Annotated in this window: 28 protein-coding genes and 1 riboswitch; of the genes, 15 read left to right on the forward strand and 13 right to left on the reverse strand. The window is 65.4% G+C overall.

Features of this window, described 5'->3' with window-relative positions; translation table 11 throughout:
• Nucleotides 1-163: 163 nt before the first annotated feature.
• The 3 genes from N2602_RS35100 to N2602_RS35110 all read left to right on the forward strand — a co-directional run bounded on the left by N2602_RS35100 (nucleotide 164) and on the right by N2602_RS35110 (nucleotide 2,185).
• Nucleotides 164-1,072 (forward strand): hypothetical protein, encoded by a 909-nt coding sequence (locus N2602_RS35100; protein WP_260380968.1) that lies wholly within the window; start codon nucleotides 164-166, stop codon nucleotides 1,070-1,072.
• A gap of 247 nt (nucleotides 1,073-1,319) precedes the next feature.
• Nucleotides 1,320-1,742: a hypothetical protein gene (locus N2602_RS35105; protein ID WP_172788742.1), complete on the forward strand. Its 423-nt coding sequence runs from the start codon at nucleotides 1,320-1,322 to the stop codon at nucleotides 1,740-1,742.
• A gap of 305 nt (nucleotides 1,743-2,047) precedes the next feature.
• Nucleotides 2,048-2,185: a hypothetical protein gene (locus N2602_RS35110; protein ID WP_007614812.1), complete on the forward strand. Its 138-nt coding sequence runs from the start codon at nucleotides 2,048-2,050 to the stop codon at nucleotides 2,183-2,185.
• A 38-nt stretch (nucleotides 2,186-2,223) separates the two neighbouring features.
• On the opposite strand, the gene N2602_RS35115 is transcribed toward N2602_RS35110, so the two are convergent.
• The 3 genes from N2602_RS35115 to N2602_RS35125 all read right to left on the reverse strand — a co-directional run bounded on the left by N2602_RS35115 (nucleotide 2,224) and on the right by N2602_RS35125 (nucleotide 3,579).
• Complete coding sequence (locus tag N2602_RS35115) at nucleotides 2,224-2,370, reverse strand: hypothetical protein (protein WP_164934669.1); 147 nt, start codon at nucleotides 2,368-2,370, stop codon at nucleotides 2,224-2,226.
• A gap of 277 nt (nucleotides 2,371-2,647) precedes the next feature.
• Entirely contained in the window at nucleotides 2,648-3,127 is a 480-nt protein-coding gene (locus N2602_RS35120; RefSeq protein ID WP_260380969.1) for a MaoC family dehydratase, read from the reverse strand.
• A complete protein-coding gene (locus N2602_RS35125; RefSeq protein WP_260380970.1) occupies nucleotides 3,127-3,579 on the reverse strand; it encodes a MaoC family dehydratase in 453 nt (150 codons plus the stop codon). The genes N2602_RS35120 and N2602_RS35125 overlap by 1 nt, the downstream gene beginning before the upstream one ends.
• A 166-nt stretch (nucleotides 3,580-3,745) precedes the next feature.
• Between N2602_RS35125 and N2602_RS35130 the strand changes: the two genes are divergently transcribed.
• On the forward strand, nucleotides 3,746-4,042 hold the full coding sequence (locus N2602_RS35130) for a DUF4282 domain-containing protein (protein WP_018648333.1): 297 nt from the start codon (nucleotides 3,746-3,748) through the stop codon (nucleotides 4,040-4,042).
• Between the two features lie 148 nt (nucleotides 4,043-4,190).
• Here N2602_RS35130 and ychF read toward each other — a convergent pair whose 3' ends face one another.
• The 4 genes from ychF to N2602_RS35150 form a co-directional block, all read right to left on the reverse strand.
• Entirely contained in the window at nucleotides 4,191-5,288 is a 1,098-nt protein-coding gene (ychF, locus tag N2602_RS35135; RefSeq protein WP_172788745.1) for a redox-regulated ATPase YchF, read from the reverse strand.
• A gap of 5 nt (nucleotides 5,289-5,293) precedes the next feature.
• On the reverse strand, nucleotides 5,294-5,899 hold the full coding sequence (pth, locus tag N2602_RS35140) for an aminoacyl-tRNA hydrolase (protein WP_260380971.1): 606 nt from the start codon (nucleotides 5,897-5,899) through the stop codon (nucleotides 5,294-5,296).
• Between the two features lie 58 nt (nucleotides 5,900-5,957).
• Nucleotides 5,958-6,677 carry a 50S ribosomal protein L25/general stress protein Ctc gene (locus N2602_RS35145; protein WP_172788747.1) on the reverse strand — a complete coding sequence of 240 codons (720 nt, stop codon included), beginning with the start codon at nucleotides 6,675-6,677 and terminating at the stop codon, nucleotides 5,958-5,960.
• A 331-nt stretch (nucleotides 6,678-7,008) separates the two neighbouring features.
• Nucleotides 7,009-7,269: an accessory factor UbiK family protein gene (locus N2602_RS35150; RefSeq protein ID WP_100235986.1), complete on the reverse strand. Its 261-nt coding sequence runs from the start codon at nucleotides 7,267-7,269 to the stop codon at nucleotides 7,009-7,011.
• A gap of 197 nt (nucleotides 7,270-7,466) precedes the next feature.
• Between N2602_RS35150 and lgt the strand changes: the two genes are divergently transcribed.
• From lgt to N2602_RS35185, 7 genes are all read left to right on the forward strand, one after another.
• Nucleotides 7,467-8,312 (forward strand): prolipoprotein diacylglyceryl transferase, encoded by an 846-nt coding sequence (gene lgt / locus N2602_RS35155; RefSeq protein ID WP_172788748.1) that lies wholly within the window; start codon nucleotides 7,467-7,469, stop codon nucleotides 8,310-8,312.
• A 20-nt stretch (nucleotides 8,313-8,332) separates the two neighbouring features.
• On the forward strand, nucleotides 8,333-9,451 hold the full coding sequence (locus tag N2602_RS35160) for a class I SAM-dependent methyltransferase (RefSeq protein WP_172788749.1): 1,119 nt from the start codon (nucleotides 8,333-8,335) through the stop codon (nucleotides 9,449-9,451).
• A complete protein-coding gene (gene pgeF, locus N2602_RS35165) occupies nucleotides 9,448-10,215 on the forward strand; it encodes a peptidoglycan editing factor PgeF (RefSeq protein WP_260380972.1) in 768 nt (255 codons plus the stop codon). Before N2602_RS35160 ends, pgeF begins: the two co-directional genes overlap by 4 nt.
• A 113-nt stretch (nucleotides 10,216-10,328) precedes the next feature.
• Nucleotides 10,329-10,946, forward strand: a complete 618-nt coding sequence (locus N2602_RS35170) for a hypothetical protein (RefSeq protein ID WP_260380973.1) — start codon at nucleotides 10,329-10,331, stop codon at nucleotides 10,944-10,946.
• A 194-nt stretch (nucleotides 10,947-11,140) separates the two neighbouring features.
• The gene (locus tag N2602_RS35175; protein WP_172788752.1) at nucleotides 11,141-12,094 is read left to right on the forward strand and encodes a ribose-phosphate pyrophosphokinase; all 954 of its coding nucleotides are present in this window, start codon (nucleotides 11,141-11,143) and stop codon (nucleotides 12,092-12,094) included.
• A 221-nt stretch (nucleotides 12,095-12,315) separates the two neighbouring features.
• A complete protein-coding gene (locus tag N2602_RS35180) occupies nucleotides 12,316-13,344 on the forward strand; it encodes a putative zinc-binding metallopeptidase (RefSeq protein WP_260380974.1) in 1,029 nt (342 codons plus the stop codon).
• Complete coding sequence (locus N2602_RS35185; RefSeq protein WP_260380975.1) at nucleotides 13,341-14,375, forward strand: ATP-grasp domain-containing protein; 1,035 nt, start codon at nucleotides 13,341-13,343, stop codon at nucleotides 14,373-14,375. The genes N2602_RS35180 and N2602_RS35185 overlap by 4 nt, the downstream gene beginning before the upstream one ends.
• Before the next feature lie 112 nt (nucleotides 14,376-14,487).
• Here N2602_RS35185 and N2602_RS35190 read toward each other — a convergent pair whose 3' ends face one another.
• Complete coding sequence (locus N2602_RS35190; protein ID WP_260380976.1) at nucleotides 14,488-15,045, reverse strand: 6,7-dimethyl-8-ribityllumazine synthase; 558 nt, start codon at nucleotides 15,043-15,045, stop codon at nucleotides 14,488-14,490.
• Between the two features lie 78 nt (nucleotides 15,046-15,123).
• Nucleotides 15,124-15,283, reverse strand: a riboswitch (FMN riboswitch).
• 433 nt (nucleotides 15,284-15,716) lie between these two features.
• Here N2602_RS35190 and N2602_RS35195 point away from each other — a divergent pair.
• Entirely contained in the window at nucleotides 15,717-16,217 is a 501-nt protein-coding gene (locus N2602_RS35195; protein WP_212259371.1) for a YbjN domain-containing protein, read from the forward strand.
• A gap of 178 nt (nucleotides 16,218-16,395) precedes the next feature.
• Complete coding sequence (gene proC, locus N2602_RS35200) at nucleotides 16,396-17,220, forward strand: pyrroline-5-carboxylate reductase (RefSeq protein WP_260380977.1); 825 nt, start codon at nucleotides 16,396-16,398, stop codon at nucleotides 17,218-17,220.
• 124 nt (nucleotides 17,221-17,344) lie between these two features.
• Here proC and N2602_RS35205 read toward each other — a convergent pair whose 3' ends face one another.
• The 5 genes from N2602_RS35205 to N2602_RS35225 form a co-directional block, all read right to left on the reverse strand.
• Complete coding sequence (locus N2602_RS35205; RefSeq protein ID WP_260380978.1) at nucleotides 17,345-17,737, reverse strand: thioesterase family protein; 393 nt, start codon at nucleotides 17,735-17,737, stop codon at nucleotides 17,345-17,347.
• Nucleotides 17,738-17,833: 96 nt separating this feature from the next.
• Complete coding sequence (locus N2602_RS35210) at nucleotides 17,834-18,037, reverse strand: tautomerase family protein (protein ID WP_025033847.1); 204 nt, start codon at nucleotides 18,035-18,037, stop codon at nucleotides 17,834-17,836.
• A gap of 100 nt (nucleotides 18,038-18,137) precedes the next feature.
• A complete protein-coding gene (gene hisS, locus N2602_RS35215; protein ID WP_260380979.1) occupies nucleotides 18,138-19,658 on the reverse strand; it encodes a histidine--tRNA ligase in 1,521 nt (506 codons plus the stop codon).
• A gap of 203 nt (nucleotides 19,659-19,861) precedes the next feature.
• Nucleotides 19,862-20,386 carry a YegJ family protein gene (locus N2602_RS35220; protein ID WP_260380980.1) on the reverse strand — a complete coding sequence of 175 codons (525 nt, stop codon included), beginning with the start codon at nucleotides 20,384-20,386 and terminating at the stop codon, nucleotides 19,862-19,864.
• Between the two features lie 264 nt (nucleotides 20,387-20,650).
• Nucleotides 20,651-21,733 (reverse strand): branched-chain amino acid aminotransferase, encoded by a 1,083-nt coding sequence (locus tag N2602_RS35225; protein WP_260380981.1) that lies wholly within the window; start codon nucleotides 21,731-21,733, stop codon nucleotides 20,651-20,653.
• A 338-nt stretch (nucleotides 21,734-22,071) separates the two neighbouring features.
• Here N2602_RS35225 and N2602_RS35230 point away from each other — a divergent pair, with 338 nt between their 5' ends.
• Nucleotides 22,072-22,614 (forward strand): MarR family winged helix-turn-helix transcriptional regulator, encoded by a 543-nt coding sequence (locus tag N2602_RS35230; RefSeq protein WP_172788761.1) that lies wholly within the window; start codon nucleotides 22,072-22,074, stop codon nucleotides 22,612-22,614.
• Nucleotides 22,611-23,342: a response regulator gene (locus N2602_RS35235; protein WP_212259367.1), complete on the forward strand. Its 732-nt coding sequence runs from the start codon at nucleotides 22,611-22,613 to the stop codon at nucleotides 23,340-23,342. Before N2602_RS35230 ends, N2602_RS35235 begins: the two co-directional genes overlap by 4 nt.
• Nucleotides 23,343-23,359: the final 17 nt, after the last annotated feature.

The following is a 23,359-nucleotide window of genomic DNA, read 5'->3' on the forward strand; positions in this document are numbered from 1 at the left end:
CATCGGGCGCGCGCCTTTCGCGCGGCCCGTTGGTTCGCGTCCCCTTGCGACCCGCCACAATTCCGCAACGATAAATCGGCACCTTCAGCGCAGGAATGGCGCATGGTCATTGCGGCCGCTATAGTGCGGCGGACAGCATGCGCTGGGGTTCGTGGGCAGGACGATGGAATTCTCGACAGGGTTTGGCTGGACCAGGCTGCCGTTGCTGGCGGCCGCATTCATTTTGGGCTCGGCGCTGACGTTACAGGCGCAGATCATTCCGCCCTTCTCCTCACCGCCATCCGACGACCAGGCCGAGGCGGCCGAAGCTCCCGAGGTCAATGATCCCGACATCATGAAGGGCATCGACGTCGACAAGCTCGACTGGAGCCAGCTCGCGGTCGATGCAGGGACCGGCATCGACCCGATGGCCGCCAAGAAGCGCGCCCAGGCCGCCGCCAGGGAAGGCCTCGACTGGTCATCGAACCCCAATGCCAACGGCTCCTCCGCGGTGACGGTCAAGCAATCGGTGTTCTCGTTCTGGGATACGCGGATCGGCGCCGACATGACGGTGGCCAGCGAGCCCAAGACGATGTCCGAGCTGCTGACGCAGAAGGCCAGCAACGGCGGCAACCTGCCGCAATCCTCGGGCAGCGCCTGGGCGACGGCAACCGCGCCGGGCGCGGGCGCGATCTGGGACAAGACCGCGGTGGAAGCCAGGGTCGATCCCGGCGCCGAGCACAGCAAGATCGGGGCGTCACTGACCAAATCGGTGCCGCTGTCGGGCGACACCTCGCTGACGCTGCAGAACGGGTACAGCGTCAACCAGCAGGGCACCAGTGCGGTCCCCGGCCTCGGCGGCCACGTCACGCGCAATTACGAGACCGACCAGAGCGCCAAGGTCACCGTGACCGACACCGGCACCAGCGTCATTGCCGGCCAGACGCTGTCGACCACCGAGGACAAATGGCTGCGCAAGGTCGGCGCGGAGCAGAAGCTGTTCGACAACGTCACCGTTTCCGGCTCGGTTGGTGAAACCTCGCAAGGCACGCTGAACAAGAGCGTGACCGCGGGCTTCAAGAAGAGCTGGTGAGCCCTTCGCCGCTCCCCGCCTGCGGGGAGAGGGAGTGAAGCACCGGCCGAGTTGCGCCCTAACCTCGCCGCAGCCGCCGATTCACACTTCCCTAACCATACGCCACGGCAAAACCCCCGAATGGTCCGTCCTTGCCGCATCTCGGCCCATTTGCGGTCAAAATCGGACGCCCTGATGCGGCCTGCCTCACAGACGTCGTCGTGCGGGGGACACTCGCGCTGCGCTCAACGCGAACAGGGGAACAACGATGAACGCCATGCGTCCTGAAAAGGTCGAAGCCACCGAGACCGAGACGGTCGACACCAACCTTGCCGCCGTGACCGAGGTCGAAGCCGGCATCCGCGATTTCGTCCGCAACGACATCGCCTATCTGCGCCGTCCGGCCGCGACCACCACCGACGCCCCGCCGCTCGATCCGAGCGCGGAAGCCACCGTCAACAACGTCAACTCGCTGATCCAGCGCGTCGCCGGCACCTCGCTCGCCGAGATCGAGAATTTGATCTCCGAGCTCGAGAGCCTGCGCGACCTGCTCCACGCCGAAGGCCAGCGCGTCCAGCGCGAGATCTCCGGCTACGCCCAGCTCAGCCAGGCCGCGATGAAGTCGACCCGCATGATCGCCGACAACGTCGCGCAGTGGAAGCGCGCCGCCGACGGCCTGCGCAACAGCTGATCGGTCAGCACCGCATCATTGGCCGCCGCGTTCCGGACGGGACGCGGCGGTTTTGATTTGCGGGAGGTGACGGCTGCACACTCTCCTCAACGAAGGTGTCATCGCCCGGCTTGACCGGGCGATCCAGTATTCCAGAGACGCCAGCGATTTAGCCGAGAAGCCGCGGCGTACTGGATGCCCCGGTCAAGCCGGGGCATGACAGCGAGAATGTGGCGCGGCCAACGCCCACCATTGAACCCACCGCCCCTTCCCGGCGACAAACGCCAAGCGCCCGTGCCGTCGCGGCCGGGCTCAGGGGACATGTCATGGAAAGCATTCGGCCCGACACCACGGACCCGATCCCGTTGCGGCCCGCGCCGAATCAATTCGGCACGATCATGCTGCGCTTTGTCGGGCTGCTGGCGGTTGCGATCGCCATCCTGGCGTTCGTCTACAGCCGCTGAGCTGCGGCCGGATGCCGGCCGCGATCATTAACGACTTCTTACCGGGCCGCTTCCACGGTCGAGGCTTCCAGCGTGTAGCCGCCATCGGCATAGCCCTTCACCACCATGCCGGCGACCAGCATCACGGCCAGCGTCGCAGTCGCGAAGATGAATCCAACAAATTTGAGTGCGCCGCGGTCAGCCATGGTCCTCGTCCCCTGTCTCTGCCAATTCGTTTCAAATAGACAGCGACAGGTTCATAATTAGTTAGCAACTCACTGGTTCCGCCAAAACGCGGGGTCACCATGTTGCGCAGGCTTATGGCAGCCACCCGGAATCGCGTCCATAGCGCGCGGGCAACACTCGCTCGGTTTCTCTTCCCCCTCTCCCCGTTCTTACGGGGAGAGGGTTGGGGTGAGAATTCGACCTCTCCCCGCAAGCGGGGAGAGGTGAAGGAACCGCGACCGCTCGATCAATTCTAAATCACGAGCCCTTGCGCAGCGGCACGAAGGCGGAGGCGGTGATGGAATAGACCTCCTCGCCGCGCTGGTTGGTGCCGGTGGTGCGGGCCGTCAAAATGCCCCAGCCGGGACGCGAGGCGGAGGTGCGCTTGTCGATGACTTCATTGACGTAAGAAACTATGTCGCCGGCGAGCACCGGCCTGATCCAGCGCAGATCGCGAAAGCCCGGCGACGGGCCCCACACCGCGACCTCCTCGCCGCGCGAGGCGGCCTCGCGCGCCAGACGCTGGCCGTCGGCGACAAGCAGGCTCATGCAGGCCGAGCCGACATGCCAACCCGAGGCCGCGAGCCCGCCGAACAGCGAATTCTTGCCCTCCTCCTCGTCGAGGTGAAAGCGCTGCGGATCGAACTTGGCGGCGAATGTCTTGATGGATTCCGCCGTGAACGTGTACGCGCCGATCTCCCGGCGCTGTCCGATCGCGATGTCTTCGAAGTACCGCATCAGGCGGCTCCCTCGCGCCGCTTGATCAGGATCGGCGAGGTCATCTCGGCGAGCGCCTGCCCCGCCGCATTGCGCGCGGTGCATTTGAACTTGACGATGCCGAGCTCAGGACGGCTCTTCGAGACCCGCGCATCCAGGACGTCGACATCGAGCGTGAGATCGTCGCCGGGCCGCAGCGGCGAGAGCCAGCGCACCTCGTCGACGCCGGGAGATCCCAGTGACGCGGCGCGGGTGATGAAGCCGTCGGCCATCATCCGCATCATCAGCGAGCACAGATGCCAGCCCGACCCGGACAGGCCGCGCAGCATGCTTTTGGCCGCGGCCGCCTCGTCGAGGTGCATCGGCTGCGGATCGAACTCGGCGGCAAAGGCCAGGATCTCGTCGCGGGTGACGTGGCGCGGGCCGAACGTTCCGAACCGGCCGGGCGGGAAATCTTCGAAGGTCAGGGTCATCTCGGGAAAGCTTTGCGGGAATGACAGATTGTGGCCGCACTTTGCGGCAATCTCAACCCGCCGGCCCGCATGGCTCGTGCTACATACTTGGGATCGCCGTTGATTTGAGTCGGATCGATCGACGACAGAAGCCCGTTTGAAGTCCCGATTTGCCTTGGGGAGAGCAATGTTTTCATTCAGCGACCTGTTCCAATGGGACCGCTTCATCACGCCGACGATCATCAAGACCTTCTACTGGCTGGTGATCGCGCTGATCTGTCTGTTCGGCCTCTCCGGCATCTTCTCAGGCCTCGCTGCGATGGCAATCAGCCCGTTCGGCGGCTTCCTGGTGCTGCTGTCATCGATCGCCAGCGTCGTGGTCGGCATCGTGTTCTCGCGCATCGTCGCGGAGCTGATCCTGATCGTCTTCCGCATCAACGAGCATCTCGGCGCGATCCGGGACCAGGGCGGCGGGATGCGGTGAGGTCGGCGCAAGTGCCGTAGGGTGGGTTAGGCGAAGCCGTAACCCACCTCTTCTGTCTCTGCGGACCGAGACAGTGGTGGGTTACGCCGAGCAGATGCGCTTCGCGCATATGCTCGTCTAACCCACCCTACGGCACCGATGATGGTGCCTACGTATTAAACCTGAAATGCATCACGTCGCCGTCGGCGACGACGTAGTCCTTGCCCTCGAGGCGGAGCTTGCCGGCATCGCGGGCACCGGCTTCGCCGCCGAGCGCGACGTAATCCTCGTACGCGATGGTCTCGGCGCGGATAAACCCCTTCTCGAAATCGGTGTGGATCACACCGGCCGCGCCGGGCGCCTTGGTGCCGCGATGGATGGTCCAGGCGCGCGCTTCCTTCGGACCCACGGTGAAGTAGGTGATGAGATGAAGCAGCGAGTAGCCGGCGCGGATCAGGCGATCGAGGCCGGCTTCTTCGAGGCCCAAGGTCTCCAGGAAGTCCGCGCGCTCGTCACGCGAGATGGTCGCGATCTCGGATTCGATCTTGGCGGAGATGACGACGGCAACCGCGCCCTCCTTCGCCGCCTGCTCCTCGACCGCCTTGGAGAAGGCATTGCCGGTGGCGGCCGAGCCTTCCTCGACGTTGCAGACATAGAGCACGGGCTTTGACGACAACAGGCCGAGCATGGAGAACGCCCGCTCCTCCTCCGCCTTGCGCTCGACGAGGCGCGCGGGCTTGCCGTCGCGCAGCAGCACCAGGGTGCGGTTGACGAGATCGAGCTGCTCCTTGGCGTCCTTGTCGTTGCCCTTGGCCTTCTTGGTGAGGTTGTCGACGCGCTTTTCGAGGCTGTCGAGATCGGCGAGCATCAGCTCGGTCTCGATGGTCTCGATGTCGGCCAGCGGGGCGATCTTGCCTTCGACATGGGTGATGTCAGAGTCTTCGAAGCAGCGCACCACATGCGCGATGGCGTCGACCTCGCGGATGTTGGCGAGGAACTGGTTGCCGAGCCCTTCGCCCTTGGAGGCGCCGCGCACGAGGCCGGCGATGTCGACGAAGGTCAGCCGGGTCGGGATGATCTGGCCCGACTTGGCGATCGCCGCGAGCTTGTCGAGCCGCGGATCGGGGACAGCAACCTCGCCGACATTCGGCTCGATGGTGCAGAACGGATAGTTCGCGGCCTGCGCCGCGGCCGTCTCGGTCAGCGCATTGAACAAGGTCGACTTGCCGACATTGGGCAATCCGACGATCCCGCATTTGAATCCCACGAGCGTTATTCCTTGCCGTTCTCGTCCTTGGTCAAAAATCCCTTCGCCTGCATCGCCAGATGCACCCTGTTGGCAAAGGTCGCGTCCGTGCCCTTGGCGAGCAGTGCGGCGTGCTCGGCGACCGCGTCGCAGAGCGTCGCCACCCATTCGTTGTCGGCCTTGGCGAAGTCCGACAGCACATGGCCGTGCACCAGCTCCTTGACGCCGGGATGACCGATGCCGAGCCGCACCCGGCGATAATCGTTGCCGATATGCGCCGAGATCGAGCGCAGGCCGTTATGGCCGGCGATGCCGCCGCCGATCTTCACCCGCACCTTGCCCGGCGGCAGCTCGAGCTCGTCGTGGAACACGGTGGTGTCCCCTGGCGCGATCTTGAAGAAGCTCGCCGCTTCCTGAACGCTGCGGCCAGACTCGTTCATGTAGGTCGTGGGCTTGAGCAGGATCACGCGCTCAGTGCCGAGCGCACCTTCCGAGGTCTCGCCCTGAAAGCGGCGGCGCCACGGCGAGAAGCCATGACGCCGCGCAATCTCGTCGACGGCCATGAAGCCGATATTGTGCCGGTTACGTGCGTATTTCGCGCCGGGATTGCCGAGCCCAACAAAGAGTCGCATGACGCGGCGCGCCCCCCGCTCGGCGCGCGGTCAAGGACCGCGCGCCAGCTTCGAGAGATTACTTCTTCTTGTCGCCGCCGGCGGGAGCCTTGGCAGCAGCGGCAGGAGCAGCAGCAGCCGGAGCCGCGGCACCAGCGGCCGGAGCAGCCGCAGCGCCCGGGGCCGCACCAGCAGCGGCAGCCGCAGCAGCGGCCTTCTGCTCTTCGGCGTAACCGGACGGCGGCACGATGGTGACGAGGGTCGCGTCCTCGCGGGTCAGCGCCTTCACGCCGGCCGGCAGCTTGATGTCGGCCAGATGCAGGGAGTGACCGATCTCGAGCGCGCCGACATCGGCTTCGATGTATTGCGGGATGCTCTCGACGCCGCATTCGAGCTCGATCGCGTGGGCGACGATGTTGACGGTGCCGCCGCGCTTCACGCCCGGGGAGCCTTCCGCCTTCACGACGTGCAGGGGAACGCTGATGCGGATGGTGGCGCCTTCGCCCAGCCGCATGAAGTCGACATGGATCGGGAAGTCCTTGACCGGATCGAGGTGGTAGTCGCGCGGAATGACGCGGTGCTTCTTGCCCTCGAGGTCGATGTCGACCAGCGTGGTCAGGAACCGGCCGGCGAGGATGCGCTGGCGCAGTTCACGATCTTCGATCGAGATCGTCAGCGGGGGCTGGTTGTTGCCGTAGATCACTCCGGGCACTCGCCCGGCGCGACGCTCAGCCCGGGCGGCCCCCTTGCCGCTCTTCGGACGTGCGGTCGCCTTCAATTCCTTGACGGTCGTCGCCATGTCGTTAAGTCCTTGTTTTTGCAAAAGTTAATGGGCCGCAAGGCGGCCCATGGCATGGTCCACAGCAAGCCTCCAGGGGTGCGGGGGCCGCGGACGTGGCGGGCTTTTACCCGGAAGCTGCGGAAATGACAAGGAGAATGGGCTGGCAGCCCGGGGGGTTGCACCCTTGCTTCTTACGCTCCCCTGGAGGGGGTGGGTCGATCGCGCGAAGCGCGAGCGGGGTGGGGTGACAGTCTCTCGATCGAGGCGGTGCCCGAGTGGAGAGATCACCCCACCCCGGCGCTGCGCGCCGACCCTCCCCCTCCAGGGGAGGGTTAAGAGAGACCGCGGCTTACGTCGGGGTACCGCCCAGCTTTGCCTCCAGCGCCGCGATCCGCGCCTTCAGGGCTTCGTTCTCCTCGCGCGCCAGGCGTGCCATGTCCTTGACCGCCTCGAACTCCTCGCGCTTGACGAGGTCCATGTCGCGCAGGAATTTTTCGGCCTGGCTGCGCATCACCGTATCGAACTCGCGCTTGACGCCCTGGGCAGCACCGGCGGCGTCGTTCATCAGGCGGCCGATCTCGTCGAAAAACCGGTTGCTGGTCTGGGTCATGTTGGCCTCCGATAAACTTTGCGCGAACTCGCGGGGAGACAATGGCAATCCGACGGGGCCGGTTCAAGGGCGAAGCGGCGGTATCCTTGTCATGCGCCGGTTTCCTTGCAATCGTATTCAACGTCCCTGCATAAGAGGAATCACGGGGCGTCTGCGGCGCCCAACCGCCGCGATCCGGCTTGGACATAGAAGGCGCGATGCCGTTTCTGCTGATCGACTTTCCCGCCTTCAAGCCGATCGCGATCGAGATCGGCCCGTTCGCAATCCGCTGGTATGCCCTCGCCTATATCTGCGGCATCGTGTTCGGCTGGCTCTATGCGCGCTCGCTGCTGAAGAAGGAGCACCTGTGGGGCGGACCGGCGCCGATGTCGCTGGTGCAGATCGACGACTTCATCCTGTGGGTCACGCTCGGCATCATCCTCGGCGGCCGCACCGGCTACGTGCTGTTCTACAACCTGCCCTTCTTCATCGATCATCCCGCCGCGATCTTCAAATTGTGGGAGGGCGGGATGTCGTTCCACGGCGGCTTCCTCGGCTGCGTCGTCGCGGTGATGTGGTTCGCCTATCGGGGCGGCATCTCGATCCTGTCGCTCGGCGACATCACCACCGCGGTCGCCCCGGTCGGGCTCTTGCTCGGACGCATCGCCAATTTCATCAACGGCGAATTGTGGGGCCGCGCCACGGACCCGAGCCTGCCCTGGGCGATGATCTTCCCCAACGATCCGACACAGCTGCCGCGCCATCCGAGCCAGCTCTACGAAGCGGGCATGGAGGGCATCCTGCTGTTCACCGTGCTCGCGATCATGATCCGCTTCGGCGCCTTGAAGCGCCCCGGCATGATCCTCGGCAGCTTCATCCTGATCTACGGCCTGACCCGCATCGCCGGCGAGCATTTCCGCGAGCCGGACGCGCAGCTCGGTTTTCTCTGGGGCGGATTAACCATGGGCATGCTGTTGTCGATCCCGATGCTTATCGTCGGCGCCATACTTATTGTATGGGCTGTCAGGCGCGGTGCGCCGACGCCCGTCCAGGCCATTCGTTAATTGATTTCGAGAAGACCGCCGTGACCGACCAGCCGCTCCTCAACGAGATCAAGGCGCTGATCAAATCCTCTGGACCGATGCCGGTCTGGCGATACATGGAACTGTGCCTGATGCATCCGCGCTACGGCTATTACGTCTCGCGCGATCCGCTCGGGCGCGAGGGCGATTTCACCACGGCGCCCGAAGTCAGCCAGATGTTCGGCGAGCTGTTGGGGTTGTGGACCGCCTCGGTGTGGAAGCAGATGGGCTCGCCGCAATTCTTGCGGCTGATCGAGCTCGGCCCCGGCCGCGGCACCATGATGGCGGATGCGCTGCGCGCTCTCCGCGTGCTGCCGCCGCTCTACCAGGCGCTCCACATCCACATGGTCGAGGTCAATCCCGTGTTGCGCGACCGGCAGAGCGCGACGCTCGCCAACGTGCGCAACATCGCCTGGCACGACAGCATCGACGAGGTGCCGGAAGGACCGAGCATCATCCTCGCCAACGAATATTTCGACGTGCTGCCGATTCACCAGATGGTCCGGCTCGAGAACGGCTGGCACGAGCGCGTGATCGAGATCGATCCCAACGGCAAGCTTCAGTTCGGCGCGGCGCCGGAGCCGACGCCCCGCTTCGACGTGCTGCTGCCGCCCCTGGTGCGCGCCGCCCCCATCGGTGCCGTGTTCGAGTGGCGCCCCGACGGCGAGATCATGAAGCTCGCCACGCGCGTGCGCGATCAGGACGGCGCGGCGCTGATCATCGATTACGGCCACTTACGCAGCGACGCCGGCGATACCTTCCAGGCGATCGCGCGCCACACCTTCGCCGATCCCTTGAAGGCGCCGGGCCAGGCCGACGTCACCGCCCATGTCGATTTCCAGGCGCTGGCTCGCGCGGCCGAGGATGTCGGCGCGCGCGTGCATGGGCCGGTGACGCAAGGTGACTTCCTCAAGCGGATCGGCATCGACACCCGCGCCGCCGCCCTGATGCAGAAAGCTGCGCCCGACGTCGCCACCGACATTTCAGTGGCGCTCAAGCGCCTGACCGATACCGGGCGTGGCGGCATGGGCTCGATGTTCAAGGTGCTCGGCATCTCCGAGCCGCGGCTGACGGGCCTTGCCGGCCTCAGCGATCTCGAACAGGCAGGAGAGGCCTCATGACGATCGCTTCGTCGCTGCTGTCGGCAGTGCCCGGCCTCCGCCATGCCTTCTTCACCCGCGAAGGCGGCGTCTCCGGCGGGATCTATTCCGCGCTGAACGGCGGGCTCGGCTCCAACGACGACCAGGCCCTGGTCGCCGAGAACCGGCGCCGCATGGCCGAGCATGTCGGCGTCGCGCCGGAGCGCTTCATCAGCCTGCACCAGATCCATTCGCCCGACGTGCTCATTGCCGAGGCGCCGTGGCCGAGCGGGCCGCGGCCGAAAGGCGATGCGCTGGTGACGAAGACGCCGGGCATCGCGCTCGGCGTCTCCACCGCCGATTGCGGCCCGGTGCTGTTCGTCGATCCCCAGGCACGCGTGATCGGCGGTGCGCATGCCGGCTGGAAGGGCGCGCTGACAGGCGTGCTGGAAGCGACCATCGCGGCGATGGAGCAGCTCGGCGCCACGCGCGGCGGCATCATCGCCGCGATCGGCCCCTTGATCCGCCAGGACAGCTACGAGGTCGGCAACGAGTTCGTCGCGCGCTTCATCGAGGCGGATGCGGAGAACGCTGTGTTCTTCATCCCGTCGGTACGCGAGGGCCACGCGATGTTCGACCTCGCCGGCTTCATCCGCAAGCGGCTGGAGGCCGCCGGCATCCTGATGATCGACGACCTCGGTCTCGACACCTACGCCGACGAGCGCTTCTTCAGCTATCGCCGCTCGGTGCACCGCAAGGAGCCGGATTACGGCCGCCACGTTCACGCCATTGCGCTGGAAGCGTGAACACACGGGCAACTCCGTGTTTTTCCGGGGCGATGCCCCGGCACGATGACAGTGGCCTGTGTCGCGCCTGCCCTAGACCTTAATCGATTTTAACGATATCGCTGCCCTCCATAATGAGGGACGCGTCATTCATCTTCCGCCGTGCGGGTTCGCGCGTGCTGGCGGTCATGCTGCTGGCGGCAGCGGCTGCGCTTGGCGGCTGCGCCGGGGGTGGCGGCAGTGCCGCCAATTCCTATGCGATGGCGCCGAGCGCCGGCAGCGGGGCGACCGTTGCCTTCGAATCGATTGACGGCCCACCGCCGCAAGTGTTCGACCGCATGGTCGGCGTGCTCGACAGCGAATCCAAGCTGCGCAGCCTGTCCGTGGTCTCCCGCGAGGGCACGGCTGCCTATCGCGTGCGCAGTTACCTCTCCGCCCAGGTGGTGCGCGGCAAGACCGTGATCGCCTGGGTCTGGGACGTCTACGACGCCAACCAGCAGCGCGCGCTGCGCCTCTCCGGCGAGGAACCGACCTCGGCCAAGGCTGGTCGCGACGCCTGGGCTGCTGCCGACGACCTCGTGCTGCGGAAGATCGCCCAGGCCGGATTCAGCGGACTTTCCAACATGATCAACGGAGCGCCGGATGCACCAGGCGCGGCTCCGGCGTTGCGGGGACCGGCAGTGGCAAGCGTCGTCAAGGACGCTCCAAGTCCGGACATGCCGGCATCAGCGCTCGGCTATGCCGAGCAATAACCCCCGCTAAACCACGGCCTCAACTTGCGGCCAAGCCGTTGGCCCGACTCAGGATTTTCAAAGGGAAAACGTATCATCCCGGGTTGCCATTGCGGCCTTCCGCCTGATATTTCCTCGCCCGTCGTAACCGTGCTGCCAGCGGGTATTTTCTGATGTTGAAGGTCGTATCCAGCAAAGCGCGGGAGGAAGCGTCCATGTCGGCCAAAAACGGCTCCATCAAGCTCGTCGCCGGCAACTCCAATCCGGCCCTCGCCCAGGCGATCGCGCAAGGGCTCGACCTGCCGCTGACCAAGGCGGTGGTGCGGCGCTTCGCCGACATGGAGATCTTCGTCGAGATCCAGGAGAACGTCCGCGGCTCGGATGCCTTCGTCATCCAGTCGACCTCGTACCCCGCCAACGACCATCTGATGGAATTGCTCATCATCACCGACGCGCTGCGCCGCTCCTCGGCGCGCCGCATCACCGCGGTGCTGCCCTATTTCGGCTACGCCAGGCAGGACCGTAAGTCCGGTTCGCGCACGCCGATCTCGGCCAAGCTCGTCGCCAACATGATCACGCAGGCCGGCGTCGACCGCGTCATGACGCTCGACCTGCATGCCGGCCAGATCCAGGGCTTCTTCGACATTCCGACCGACAACCTCTTCGCCGCGCCGCTGATGGTGCGCGACATCAAGGACAAGTTCGACCTGACCAAGACGATGGTGGTCTCGCCCGACGTCGGCGGCGTCGCCCGCGCGCGCGGCCTCGCCAAGCGCATCAACACCCCGCTCGCCATCGTCGACAAGCGCCGCGAGCGGCCGGGCGAGTCCGAGGTCATGAACGTGATCGGCGACGTCTCCGGCCACACCTGCATCCTCGTCGACGACATCGTCGATTCCGGCGGCACGCTGGTGAATGCGGCCGATGCGCTGCTCGCCAAGGGCGCCAAGGACGTCTACGCCTACATCACCCACGGCGTGCTCTCCGGCGGCGCCGCCGCCCGCATCGCCGGCTCCAGGCTGAAGGAGCTGGTGATCACCGACTCCATCCTGCCGACCGAGGCGGTGACCAAGGCGCCGAACATCCGCACGCTGCCGATCGCCAGCCTGATCTCGGATGCGATCGCGCGCACGGCGGCGGAAGAATCGGTGTCGAGCCTGTTCGACTGATTTTTTGCGGCCGTCATTCCGGACGCCTGGAGGGAGGCCAACCGGGAATCCATCTTCCGGTCCGCGTAGATCGATGGATCCCGGCACGTGCTACGCACGCCCCGGAACGACGACCATCCCGCAACGCCACGGTCCCCGCATCACAGCCCCCGCGGGTTGTTGCCGTCGGCGACCCATGACATCATCCAGATACCGAGTCATCTCTGCCCTCTGGATGCCTGATGCGACGCCGGAAATTTGCTTGGGAGAAGCTGTCGGATGACGAGTTGCTCAAGCAACGCCTCCGCAGCCTGAGGGTTACGGTCGAAGGCACCTGGCTCGAGGACTGCGTCGGCACGCTCTACGAGGAACTCGAAGAGCGCGGCATCCGGCTGCGGCCGCACACATGGATCTCGAGCGAATGGTTCAGTCCGGGCGACGTGCCCGGCATCGCCATCCCCTTCTATCTCGCCCATCCGCGCCTGATGAAGCTCGAGAAGAAGATGATGTTCGACGTCGAGGGCGGAACCTGGCGCGAGTGCATGGCCATCCTCCGTCACGAGGCCGGGCATGCCTTGCAGCATGGTTACCAGCTGCAGCGGCGGCGGCGCTGGCAGCAGCTGTTCGGCCCATCGTCGAAGCACTACCCGCGCTACTACCGGCCCAATCCCGCCAGCCGGCGTTACGTTCAACACCTTCGGCTCTGGTACGCACAGAGCCATCCGGACGAAGATTTCGCCGAAACCTTTGCGGTGTGGCTACGGCCGCGCTCGAACTGGCGAACGCGATATGCCGGCTGGCCGGCGCTGAAGAAGCTCGAATATGTCGACGAGCTGATGAGCGAGATCGCTGGAAAGCGGCCGTCGATCACGACGCGGGAGCGCGTCGATCCGCTGGGTCGGCTCAGCCAGACACTTGAAGAGCACTACAAGAAAAAGCAGGCGTTCTACGCGTTCACGCCACCAAAGACCTACGACCGCGACCTCTCCCGGCTGTTTTCAGCCGATCCGCGGCACCATCGGTCAACGCCGGCCTCGACCCTGATCAGGCGGCACCGCGCCCAGATCAGGCAATTGGTCGCGCGCTGGACAGGCGAGAACCAGCTCACGCTCGATGCCGTGCTTGACGAGATGATCTCCCGCTGCCGCGATCTCGATTTGCGTGCCGTGGGTCCCGAACAGAAGCTCGTTCTCGATTTCATTGTCCTCGTGACCGCAAAGACGATGCACGCGCTGTTTGGCCCGTCTCGGCGCAAATGGATCGCGCTATGAGACGTCTCCGTATTCTGGTGCTGATGCATCCGGACTTCCTGCCGCCGGACTCCTCCGACGGATACACGCCGCAGGAGATCAACATCTGGAAAACGGAATACGACGTCGTCAGCACCTTGCGTGCGGCCGGCCACGAGGTGCGCCCGCTCGGTGCGCAGGAGGAAATCAGACCGATCCGCGAAGCGATCGAGGAGTTCAAGCCGCACGTGGTTTTCACGCTGCTGGAGGAGTTCCACTACAACGTCGCCTACGACCAGCACATCGCCAGCTATCTCGAGCTGATGAAGGTGCCCTACACCGGTTGCAACCCGCGCGGCCTGATCCTGGCGCGCGGCAAGGATCTGTCTAAGACGCTAGTGCATCACCGCCGTATCGCGGCGCCGGCCTTCGCCGTCTTTCCGATGCGCCGCAAGGTGAAACGGCCAAAACATCTTGCGCTGCCGCTGATCGTCAAGGCGCTGAACATGGACGGGTCCTTTGGCATATCGCAGGCCTCGATCGTCGATACCGACGAGAAGCTGGCGGAACGGGTCGCCTTCATCCACGAGCGCGTGGAGACCGCCGCCATCGCCGAGCAGTTCATCGAGGGTCGTGAGCTCTATGTCGGCGTGCTCGGCAACAACCGGCTGCGCGTCCTGCCGGTCTGGGAATTGAAGTTCGGCAGCATGGGCGGGCGCAGGTCACGCCACATCGCCACCGAAAAAGCCAAGCACGACACCGAGTACCAGGAACGCGTCGGCATCGTCGACGGGCCGGCGAACGATCTTGCGCCCGAGGTCACCGCACGCATCCAGCGTGCCGCGAAACGCATCTACCGGGCGCTCGGCCTCGACGGTTACGCGCGCATCGATTTTCGTCTCGCCGCCGACGGCACGCCGTATTTCATCGAAGCGAATCCCAACCCGGAGATCGCCAAAAGCCAGGAATTCGCCACCGCGGCTCAGCACGACGGGCTGAACTATGGAGATCTTCTGCGTCGCATCCTGACGCTTGGGATCACCCGCGCCAAGGCGGGTGTGTCGCTGGGGTGACGAGAGGCGATCGCATCGCAGGGTGGGCAAAGGCTCAAAGCGTTGTGCCCACCCTTTTGTCTCGCGAGAAGAGGTGGGCACGCTTCGCTTTGCCCACCCTACGGCAGTGTGCCTATCCCACGATCCCCGCGGCGACCTGGCCGCGCAGGCGCTCCAGGCCGTGCAACGTCTCCGCGCAGGCGGTCGCGACCTCGACACCCTTGATCGCAAAGTGCTTGCGGAAGAAGTCGTAATGCACCTCGGTCTCGTGGAATTGCTGCGGCGTCAGCACGGCCGAGAACACCGGCATCTCGGTGCGCAGCTGCACGTCCATCAGCGCCTTGATCACGGTGTCGGCGACGAATTCGTGCCGGTAGATGCCGCCATCGACGACGAGGCCGGCCGCGACGATCGCGGTGTAGCGCCGCGTCTTGGCGAGGACCTGCGCGTGCAGCGGGATCTCGAACGAGCCCGGCACCTCGAACACGTCGACATGGGTGAGGTGACGGGCTTCCGCCTCCTTCATGAAAGCGATGCGGGCTTCCGCGACCACGTCGCGGTGCCAGCAGGCCTGCACGAAGGCCACCCGCTGCGGTTTGGCGAAGCGCGGATGCGCAGGTGCCGGGTCCACGGGAACCGGCGGCGGCGTTTGGGACGTTTCGGTTTGGGGATCTTGCAGCATCTGATTCATGGCTTTCCTCGGTTTAAGGACCAGAATCAGGGCACACGGAACGACAAACAGCCGCATCGTCTCGATGCGTCTGCCAGCGACCGTTCTCTTTCATCCGGACTTTAACCGTCGGCTTCGGAGTTGCACCGAATCTGCTGACCCTTCCCTTCGGGATAACCCCTCGCGGAAGGCGCTCGCGGGCTTGGACCTTTCGGCCCTTACCGCCGGTGGGGACTTTCACCCCGCCCTGAGAACATCGGCCGTCCGGGATGAACGGCCTGGTCGGAAATATGCCGCCGGCAGGCGGTCGCGGCAAGCGTGTTCCGCATGGGCAAAGCGCATGGTCCCATGCCCGGACGGCGGCCCAGCCCTCGCCCGGCGGAATTTGCGGCGAGCGCTTTTGCGGAATCCGATTCCGGTTTGTTCTCGTCCGTTAAGAATTGTGGCGGAGATGAGCTGTGGACGAACGAGTCCTGGCTTGTGGACGGACTCGCGACCCCGTTGCGCAGATTCCGCAAATCACATCACTTGATCCGCGACAGGCCCGCGCTGATCCGAGGGATCGCAACAGCGACTCCGAGGAGATTGCATAGGCTAATCCGAGGGGACGCCGTAGCGACGTTTAGGGAGCGCGTGCCGGGCCCAACCGCGTGCGTATCAAAGACAACAAGAAGGCAAGAGGTCGAGACGGCATGTCCCTGCTCGAAGGCACTATCGATTCCAGAAACCATCCGCTCGCGGTGGTCGAGGACATCGCCGCCAGCAACAACTGGCCGTTCGAACGCTCCGGCGAGGACGAACTCACGATTGTCTCGAAGGGACAATGGACCGACTACCAGCTCTCCTTCACCTGGATGGGCGAGATCGAGGCGCTGCATCTGGCCTGCGCCTTCGACATGAAGATTCCGCCAGCGCGCCGCGGCGAGGTGCAGCGGCTCGTCGCCGCCGTGAACGAGCAGCTGTGGGTCGGCCATTTCGACCTGTGGACCAACACCGGCATGGTGATGCACCGCCAGGCCCTGGTGCTGCCGGGCGGCCTCACCGCTTCGCCCGCGCAATGCGAAGTCATGCTCGCCGGCGCCATCCATGCCTGCGAGCGCTACTTCCCCGCGTTCCAGTTCGTGGTGTGGGCCGGCAAGACCACGGCGCAGGCCATGGACGCGGCGATGTTCGACACGGTCGGGGAGGCGTAGGGCTCGCCTCGCTCCCAAACGTCGTCCCGGACGAGCGAAGCGAAGATCCGGGACCCATACCGCGTGATTTTCGCCGTATCGCACGATGCTTGTTGCTCTGCTCTCCATCCATTAGAACCGCCTGTGGTTATGGGTCCCGGCCTTCGCCGGGACGACACCTTTGTTTGTGGTGACCACAGTGGCGAACAGCACCCTCCAAAACATCACCGGCACCATCCTGCTCGCCGGCGCGGGCAAGATGGGCGGCGCGATGCTGACCGGATGGCTTTCGGGCGGGCTCGATCCGCGCCGCGTCGCGGTGATCGAGCCGCACATTGCGCCCGAGATCTCCGCGCTGGCCGCCAACGGTGTCGTGCTCAATCCTGATGTGACGACCGCAGGCGCTGTCGAGACGCTGGTCGTGGCGGTGAAGCCGCAGATGTTCCGCGAGGCCGGCGCCAAGCTGAAGCCGTTCGTCTCGGACAAGTCCTCGGTGGTCTCGATCATGGCGGGCACCACGATCGCCTCGCTCCAGGCGGTCTGCGGCGGCGCCGTGGTGCGCGCGATGCCGAACACGCCGGCCGCTATCGGCCGCGGCATCACCGTCGCGGTCGCGGCGAACGACGTCAGCGCCGCGCAGCGCGCGGTAGCGGATGCGTTGCTGCGCGCCACCGGCTCGGTCGAATGGGTCGAGGACGAAGAATTGATGGATGCGGTCACCGCCGTGTCCGGCTCAGGCCCGGCCTACGTGTTCCTGCTCGCCGAAGAGCTCGCCCGCGCCGGCGTTGAAGCGGGATTGCCCGAAGCGCTGGCGACCAAGCTCGCCCGCGAGACCGTCGCCGGCTCCGGCGAGCTGCTGCACCAGTCGGAGCAGCCCGCGAGCACGCTGCGCCAGAACGTCACCTCGCCCGGCGGCACCACGGCCGCGGCGCTCGGCGTGCTGATGGGCGAGCCGGGGTTGCGCGATCTCATGATCCGCGCCATCGCCGCGGCGACGCAGCGGTCGAAGGAACTGGCGAAGTAATCAGGTGCCGTAGGTGCCGTAGGGTGGGCAAAGGCGCGAAGCGCCGTGCCCACCATCTTTCAATTGTCCCTCTGAAGTGGTGGGCACGCTTCGCTTTGCCCACCCTACGGCACGGCGCTCGCCGCTACGCCCCTAACCGCTTGTTGAACGTCTCGACATTCACCAGCCCCCGGGCGTGGCGGCCTTCGCCGAGCTTGCGCGTGCCCTCGAACGCCTCGACCTCGAAGCGGATGACGCGGCGCTCGACCGCGACCACCTTTGCGGTGGTCCGCACGGTGGCGCCGACCAGCGCGGCGGCAAGATGGCGGATGTCGACCTCGGTACCGACAGTGACCCAGCCTGGCTGAAGCGCGGCGCGGATCGCATCGCCCGACGTCATCTCCATCTCCAGGATCATCATCGGGGTCGCGTAGACAAAAGGCATGCCGGCCACGAAATGCCCGACAGTGCGCTCCACCGGGACCACCAGCGTGCGCTCGGCGCTCATGCCTGTCGTGATGAAGTCGCGTGCGTCCATGGTGCTTGCTCGATGTCGTCCCGGACAAGCGCGCCTTAAGCGCGCGCTGATCCGGGACCCATGGCGAACGGCTGTGGCTACCCGCTCCAGCCGAAACTACTTCTTCGCCGCCGCCGCGCGCTCCACGAACGTCTTGCCGCCCTTCATCTTGTGGCGGAGCGGGGCTTCGTTGATCTGAATGACGACGGCATCGGCGTCGACGCCGAGATTCTTCACCAGCGCCTGGGTGATGTCGCGCATCATGCCGGCCTTCTGCTCGTCGGTACGGCCTTCGGCCATGCTGATGGTGATCTCAGGCATTTTTCTCTCCCTTGCGGCCGAACACCGGCCATTGACGGTCGCCATCAAACAAGACGTGGATGCCAGGGACAAGCCCGGGCATGACGGCGTCAGCGAATAGCTAGCCCCAGCTCACGTCATGGCGGGCCAGGACCTCGCGCACCTTGGCGACGAGATCGGCCTCGCTGCACGAGAACTGCGCCGGCCGCGTCTCGCGCCATTCCTGGTTGGAGGCGATCGCGGCGGCCGCCTTGGCGCCCTCGATCAGATCCTTGACCTGCACCTCGCCGCGCGCCTTTTCATCCGAGCCCTGGATGATGACGCAAGGTGAGTTGCGGCGATCGGCATATTTGAGCTGGTTGCCCATGTTCTTGGGGTTACCCAGATAAAGCTCGGCGCGGATGCCGGCACCTCGCAAGCTCGCCACCATCTTCTGATAGTCGGCGACGCGGTCGCGGTCGAACACGGTAACGACGACGGGTCCGAATTCGGGCCGCGTGTCGAGCTTGCCGAGCAGCGTCAGCGCGGCCTGCAGCCGCGATACGCCAATCGAGAAACCGGTCGCCGGCACCGGCTCGCCGCGGAAGCGCGAGACGAGGCCGTCATAGCGCCCGCCGCCGCCGACCGAGCCGAAGCGCACCGGGCGGCCCTTCTCGTCCTTGGTGTCGAGCAGCAATTCGACCTCGTAGACGGGGCCGGTGTAATATTCGAGGCCGCGGACGACGGAGGGATCGATCTTGATGCGATCCGCGCCATAGCCCGACGCCGTGACCAGCTTTGCAATCTCTTCCAGCTCGCTGACACCGGCCTGACCGACTTCGCTCTTGGCGAGATAGGTTTCTGCCGCGGCAATTGCTTCTTTCCAATCCTCGCGCGGCTTGGTGATGGCGAGAACAACGTCGGCTTCCGCCGCGCTCAAATTGGCGCCCTTGGTGAAGTCGCCCTTGCCTTCCTCGCCACCGTCCCAGCGTCCGGGACCAAGCAGCTTGCGCACTTCGTCCGCGGAAAACTTGTCGAGCTTGTCGATCGCGCGCAGCACGGTCAGTCTGCGCGCCGCATTTTCCTCACCCGCCAGGCCAATGGCTTCCAGAACGCCGTCGAGCACCTTGCGGTTGTTCACCTTCACCACGTACTGGCCGCGCGCGATGCCGAGCGCCTCCATCGTATCCGCCGCCATCATGCAGATCTCGGCATCCGCCGCCGGCGTCGCCGAACCGACCGTATCGGCATCGAACTGCATGAACTGGCGGAAGCGGCCGGGGCCGGGCTTCTCGTTGCGGAAGACATAGCCGACGCGGTAGCTGCGATAGGGCAGCACCAGACCGTCGGTGCCGTAGCGCTCGCCGACATAGCGGGCGAGCGGCGCGGTGAGGTCGTAGCGCAGGCTGATCCACTGCTCGTCGTCGTCCTGGAACGAGAACACGCCCTCGTTCGGGCGATCCTGGTCGGGCAGGAATTTGCCGAGCGCGTCGGTGTATTCCATCGCCGGCGTCTCCACCGGCTCGAAACCGTAGAGCTCGTAGACGGCGCGGATCTTCTCGACCATCTCGCGCGTCGCCCGGATCGCTGAGGGATCGCGATCCTCGAGCCCGCGCGGCAGACGCGCCTTCAGTTTCTGGGGTTTTTTGGGTTTCTCGGCCATGCGCGGCGTTTACCAGCCGCGGCGCGGGGCGGCAACCGGGGGCTTTTACCCTCTCCCCTTGCGGGAGAGGGTGGCTCGTCGCGAAGCGGCGAGACGGGTGAGGGGTCTCTATCCACAAACGTCATGCTGAGTTCGCGGAAACAACCCCTCATCCGGCGCTTCGCGCCACCTTCTCCCGCAAGGGGAGAAGGAAGAAGGTCATTCTACGGCTGCTCCATCCGCGCCCGGAGCGCGTCGGCGTCGGCTTTCGGCATGGATTTGAGCAGCGGCTTGATGGTTTCGCCCCCGACGATCTTGCCGTTGCGCATGAACATCCAGTCCGAGATGTCGGCCTCGGTGAACTTGACCGCGTCGCCTGCGTGTTTGCCCGGCAGATCGCGCGGCTCGTTGGCGAACAGACCCGAATATGTCCCGCCGGGCTGCTTCTTCAGTTCGCCGATCCAGACGTGCTCGCCGCCCCTGCGGGTCGTAAAGTGTACCTTCAGGGCGTGTCCGGTCTCGGACGGCTTTGGCGATTCATAGGAAGTCCAGAAGGTGGGGAGCGTGGCGCGGGCTCGCGCGATCGCCGCATTCATCTCGGGATCGCCGGTGCGCACGTCGACGATCGGCGAGCGGTCCTGCGCTGCGACCTCGCCCGTCGGGCCGATGGTCAGGATGCCGAAAACGGAAGCGCCGGTGATGGCGGCGAGTACGACCCATTTCATGGGTTGGGAGAGTTTCATTGCCATGATTGCGATGTCCAGGATGCTTGTTGTGTCCTGGCTTTGTCGCCTGTCGGCAGCAGCACGTTCACTGCGCAAGAGTCCACAAACATTGCGCTTCTTACCCTCCCCTGGAGGGGGAGGGTCGGCTCGCATCTGAGCGTAGCGAAGATGAGAGACGGGGTGGGGTGACGGTCTCTGCACATCGAACACTGCCCGAGTTGAGAGATCACCCCACCCCGCTCGCGCTGCGCGCGATCGACCCTCCCCCTCCAGGGGAGGGTGACGAGATCAAAACACCTTGCGGATCCAGTTGTGCGGATCGTTGGTGCGGCCGTACTGGATGTCGACGAGCTGCTTGCGGAGGCCCATGGCGACGGGGCCGGCGGCGCCGCCCGAGATCTCGAAGTCGCCGCTGACCGAACGCACCTTGCCGATCGGCGAGATCACGGCGGCGGTGCCGCAGGCGAACGCTTCCTTGAGCCTGCCTGCGGCCGCATCCTTGCGCCACTGCTCGAGCGAATAAGGCTCCTCGCGCACCGTCTTGCCCGCATCCCGGGCGAGCGCGATGATGGAGTCGCGGGTGATGCCGGGCAGGATGGTGCCGAGCGGCGGCGTCGAGAGCGAGCCGTCGTCGAACACGAAGAACACGTTCATGCCGCCGAGCTCCTCGATGTAGCGGCGCTCCACCGCATCGAGGAAGACGACCTGGTCACAGCCATGCTGGATCGCCTCGGCCTGGGCGCGCAGGCTCGCGGCATAATTGCCGCCGCATTTCACTGCACCGGTGCCGCCGATCGCGGCGCGCGTGTAGTTCTCCGACACCCAGATCGAGACCGGCGCAGGCCCACCCTTGAAGTAGGAGCCGACCGGCGAGGCGATCACCGCGAAAATGTATTCGGACGACGGCTTGACGCCGAGAAAGGTCTCGCTCGCGATCATGAACGGGCGCAAGTAAAGGCTGCCCTCGCCGCCCGGCATCCAGGCGCGGTCGATGCGCACGACCTGCTCGACCGCCTCGATGAAGACGTCTTCGGGCAGCTGCGCCATCGCCATGCGATCGGCCGAGTCCTTGAAGCGCCGCGCATTGGCGTCGGGGCGGAACAGGTTCACGCCGCCGTCGTCGCGCTTGTAGGCCTTCAGGCCTTCGAAGATCTCCTGGGCGTAGTGCAGGACCGCGCCGGCGGGATCGAGCTGGAAGTTGGCGCGCGCCTCGATCTTCGCCTCGTACCAGCCGCCCTTGGCCTGGTTGTAGCGGACGATGGCCATGTGATCGGTGAACACCCGCCCGAAGCCGGGATCCACCAGCTTGGCGACACGGTCCTTCTCAGGCGTCGGATTGGATGCGGGCTGGATGTCGAATGTCATGCTCATGTCCTTGCCTCCCGCTGCCGGTGGCGGCGCTGTTTCTCGCGCCCGCCTGCCCGTTCGGGCCCGGCTGGCTTGATTGGGTTTCTGGCCGGACCGCCACCAGCCATGTTACGGCCGGTTTCCGCGGCCAGCATGTCCCCGAGGACATGCTTTTGCGGAAGGCGGAAGTCCAGTATGTTTTGCCGAAATGCCGCTCGACAATCGCACGGTAGATCTGCTTCGGCCGTCGCCGCCTGTCCGGCTCTCTCCGGCCGTCCTGCTCCGATGCCACCCGGCGCGAAACGATCTAAAGTTTCGTGTGGGTCGATCCTTTTGTAACATTGAACCCAAGATACGTCAATATGCCTGACATAAATTTCGCGACTCCCCCTCAAGATGCCGCCGGGACCAAGCCGGCCGCAGGCGACGGAGGCAATTTGCGCTGGGATATCATCGAGCTGCTGTTCTTCGCCTATCGTGATTTCGTCGGCGATCCCGACCAGGAGCTGGAGGCATTCGGCTTCGGCCGGGCCCATCACCGGGTCATGCACTTCGTCTACCGCTATCCCGGGCTGAAGGTCGCCGATCTGCTCGACGTCCTGCGCATCACAAAGCAGTCGCTCGGCCGGGTGCTGAAGCAGCTCCTGGACGAGGGCTATATCGTGCAGAAGACCGGCGACAATGACCGTCGCCAGCGCCTGCTCTACGCGACACCGAAGGGCGAGGCGCTGGTGCAGAAGCTCGCCGGACTGCAGACCACGCGGATCACCAGGGCGCTCGCCGAGATGGGGCCCCAGGATGCCGAGACGGTCAAGCGCTTCCTGCGCGCGATGATCGACCGCGACGATCCGGACAAGGTGCTCGAGACGATCTTCGCTTCCGTCAACCAAGACGCCAAGGAGTGACCGTGCCGCTCGCTGCCACGATCGCCCGCCCGCCGGTGCAACCGGCCGATGATGCCCCGCATCTCTTGCTGGTCGATGACGACCGCCGCATCCGCGACCTGCTCTCGCGCTTTCTTGCGAGTGAGGGCTACCGCGTCACCACCGCGGCGAGCGCCGGCGATGCGCGCTCGAAGCTCATGGGCCTGCATTTCGATCTCCTGATCCTCGACGTCATGATGCCCGGCGAGACCGGCTTCGACCTCGCCCGCTTCATTCGCACCTCATCGTCGGTGCCGATCGTGATGCTGACGGCGCGCCACGAGGCGGAAGCCCGCATCGAGGGCTTGCAGATCGGTGCCGACGATTACGTGGCAAAGCCGTTCGAGCCGCGCGAGCTGGCGCTGCGCATCAACAACATCCTCAAGCGCGCCGCGCCGCCGCCGCAGGCCACGGCCGTCGAGAAGATCGCGTTCGGCCCCTATGTCTACCATCTCGAACGTGGCGAATTGCGGCAGGGCGAGGAGGTCATCCACCTCACCGACCGCGAGCGCGAGATGCTGCGGATTCTCGCCGAGACGCCGGGCGAGACCGTGCCGCGCAGCGCGCTGACCGGCAACGGCAGCGTCAATGAGCGCGCCGTCGACGTGCAGATCAACCGCCTGCGGCGCAAGATCGAAACCGATCCTGCCAATCCGCTGTTCCTGCAGGCGGTGCGCGGCATCGGCTACCGGCTGGTGGCCTCGCCATAAACCAGTGAAGCGCGCCA

Origin of the sequence: Bradyrhizobium sp. NC92 (assembly GCF_025200865.1) — a bacterium.
Lineage (GTDB): Bacteria > Pseudomonadota > Alphaproteobacteria > Rhizobiales > Xanthobacteraceae > Bradyrhizobium.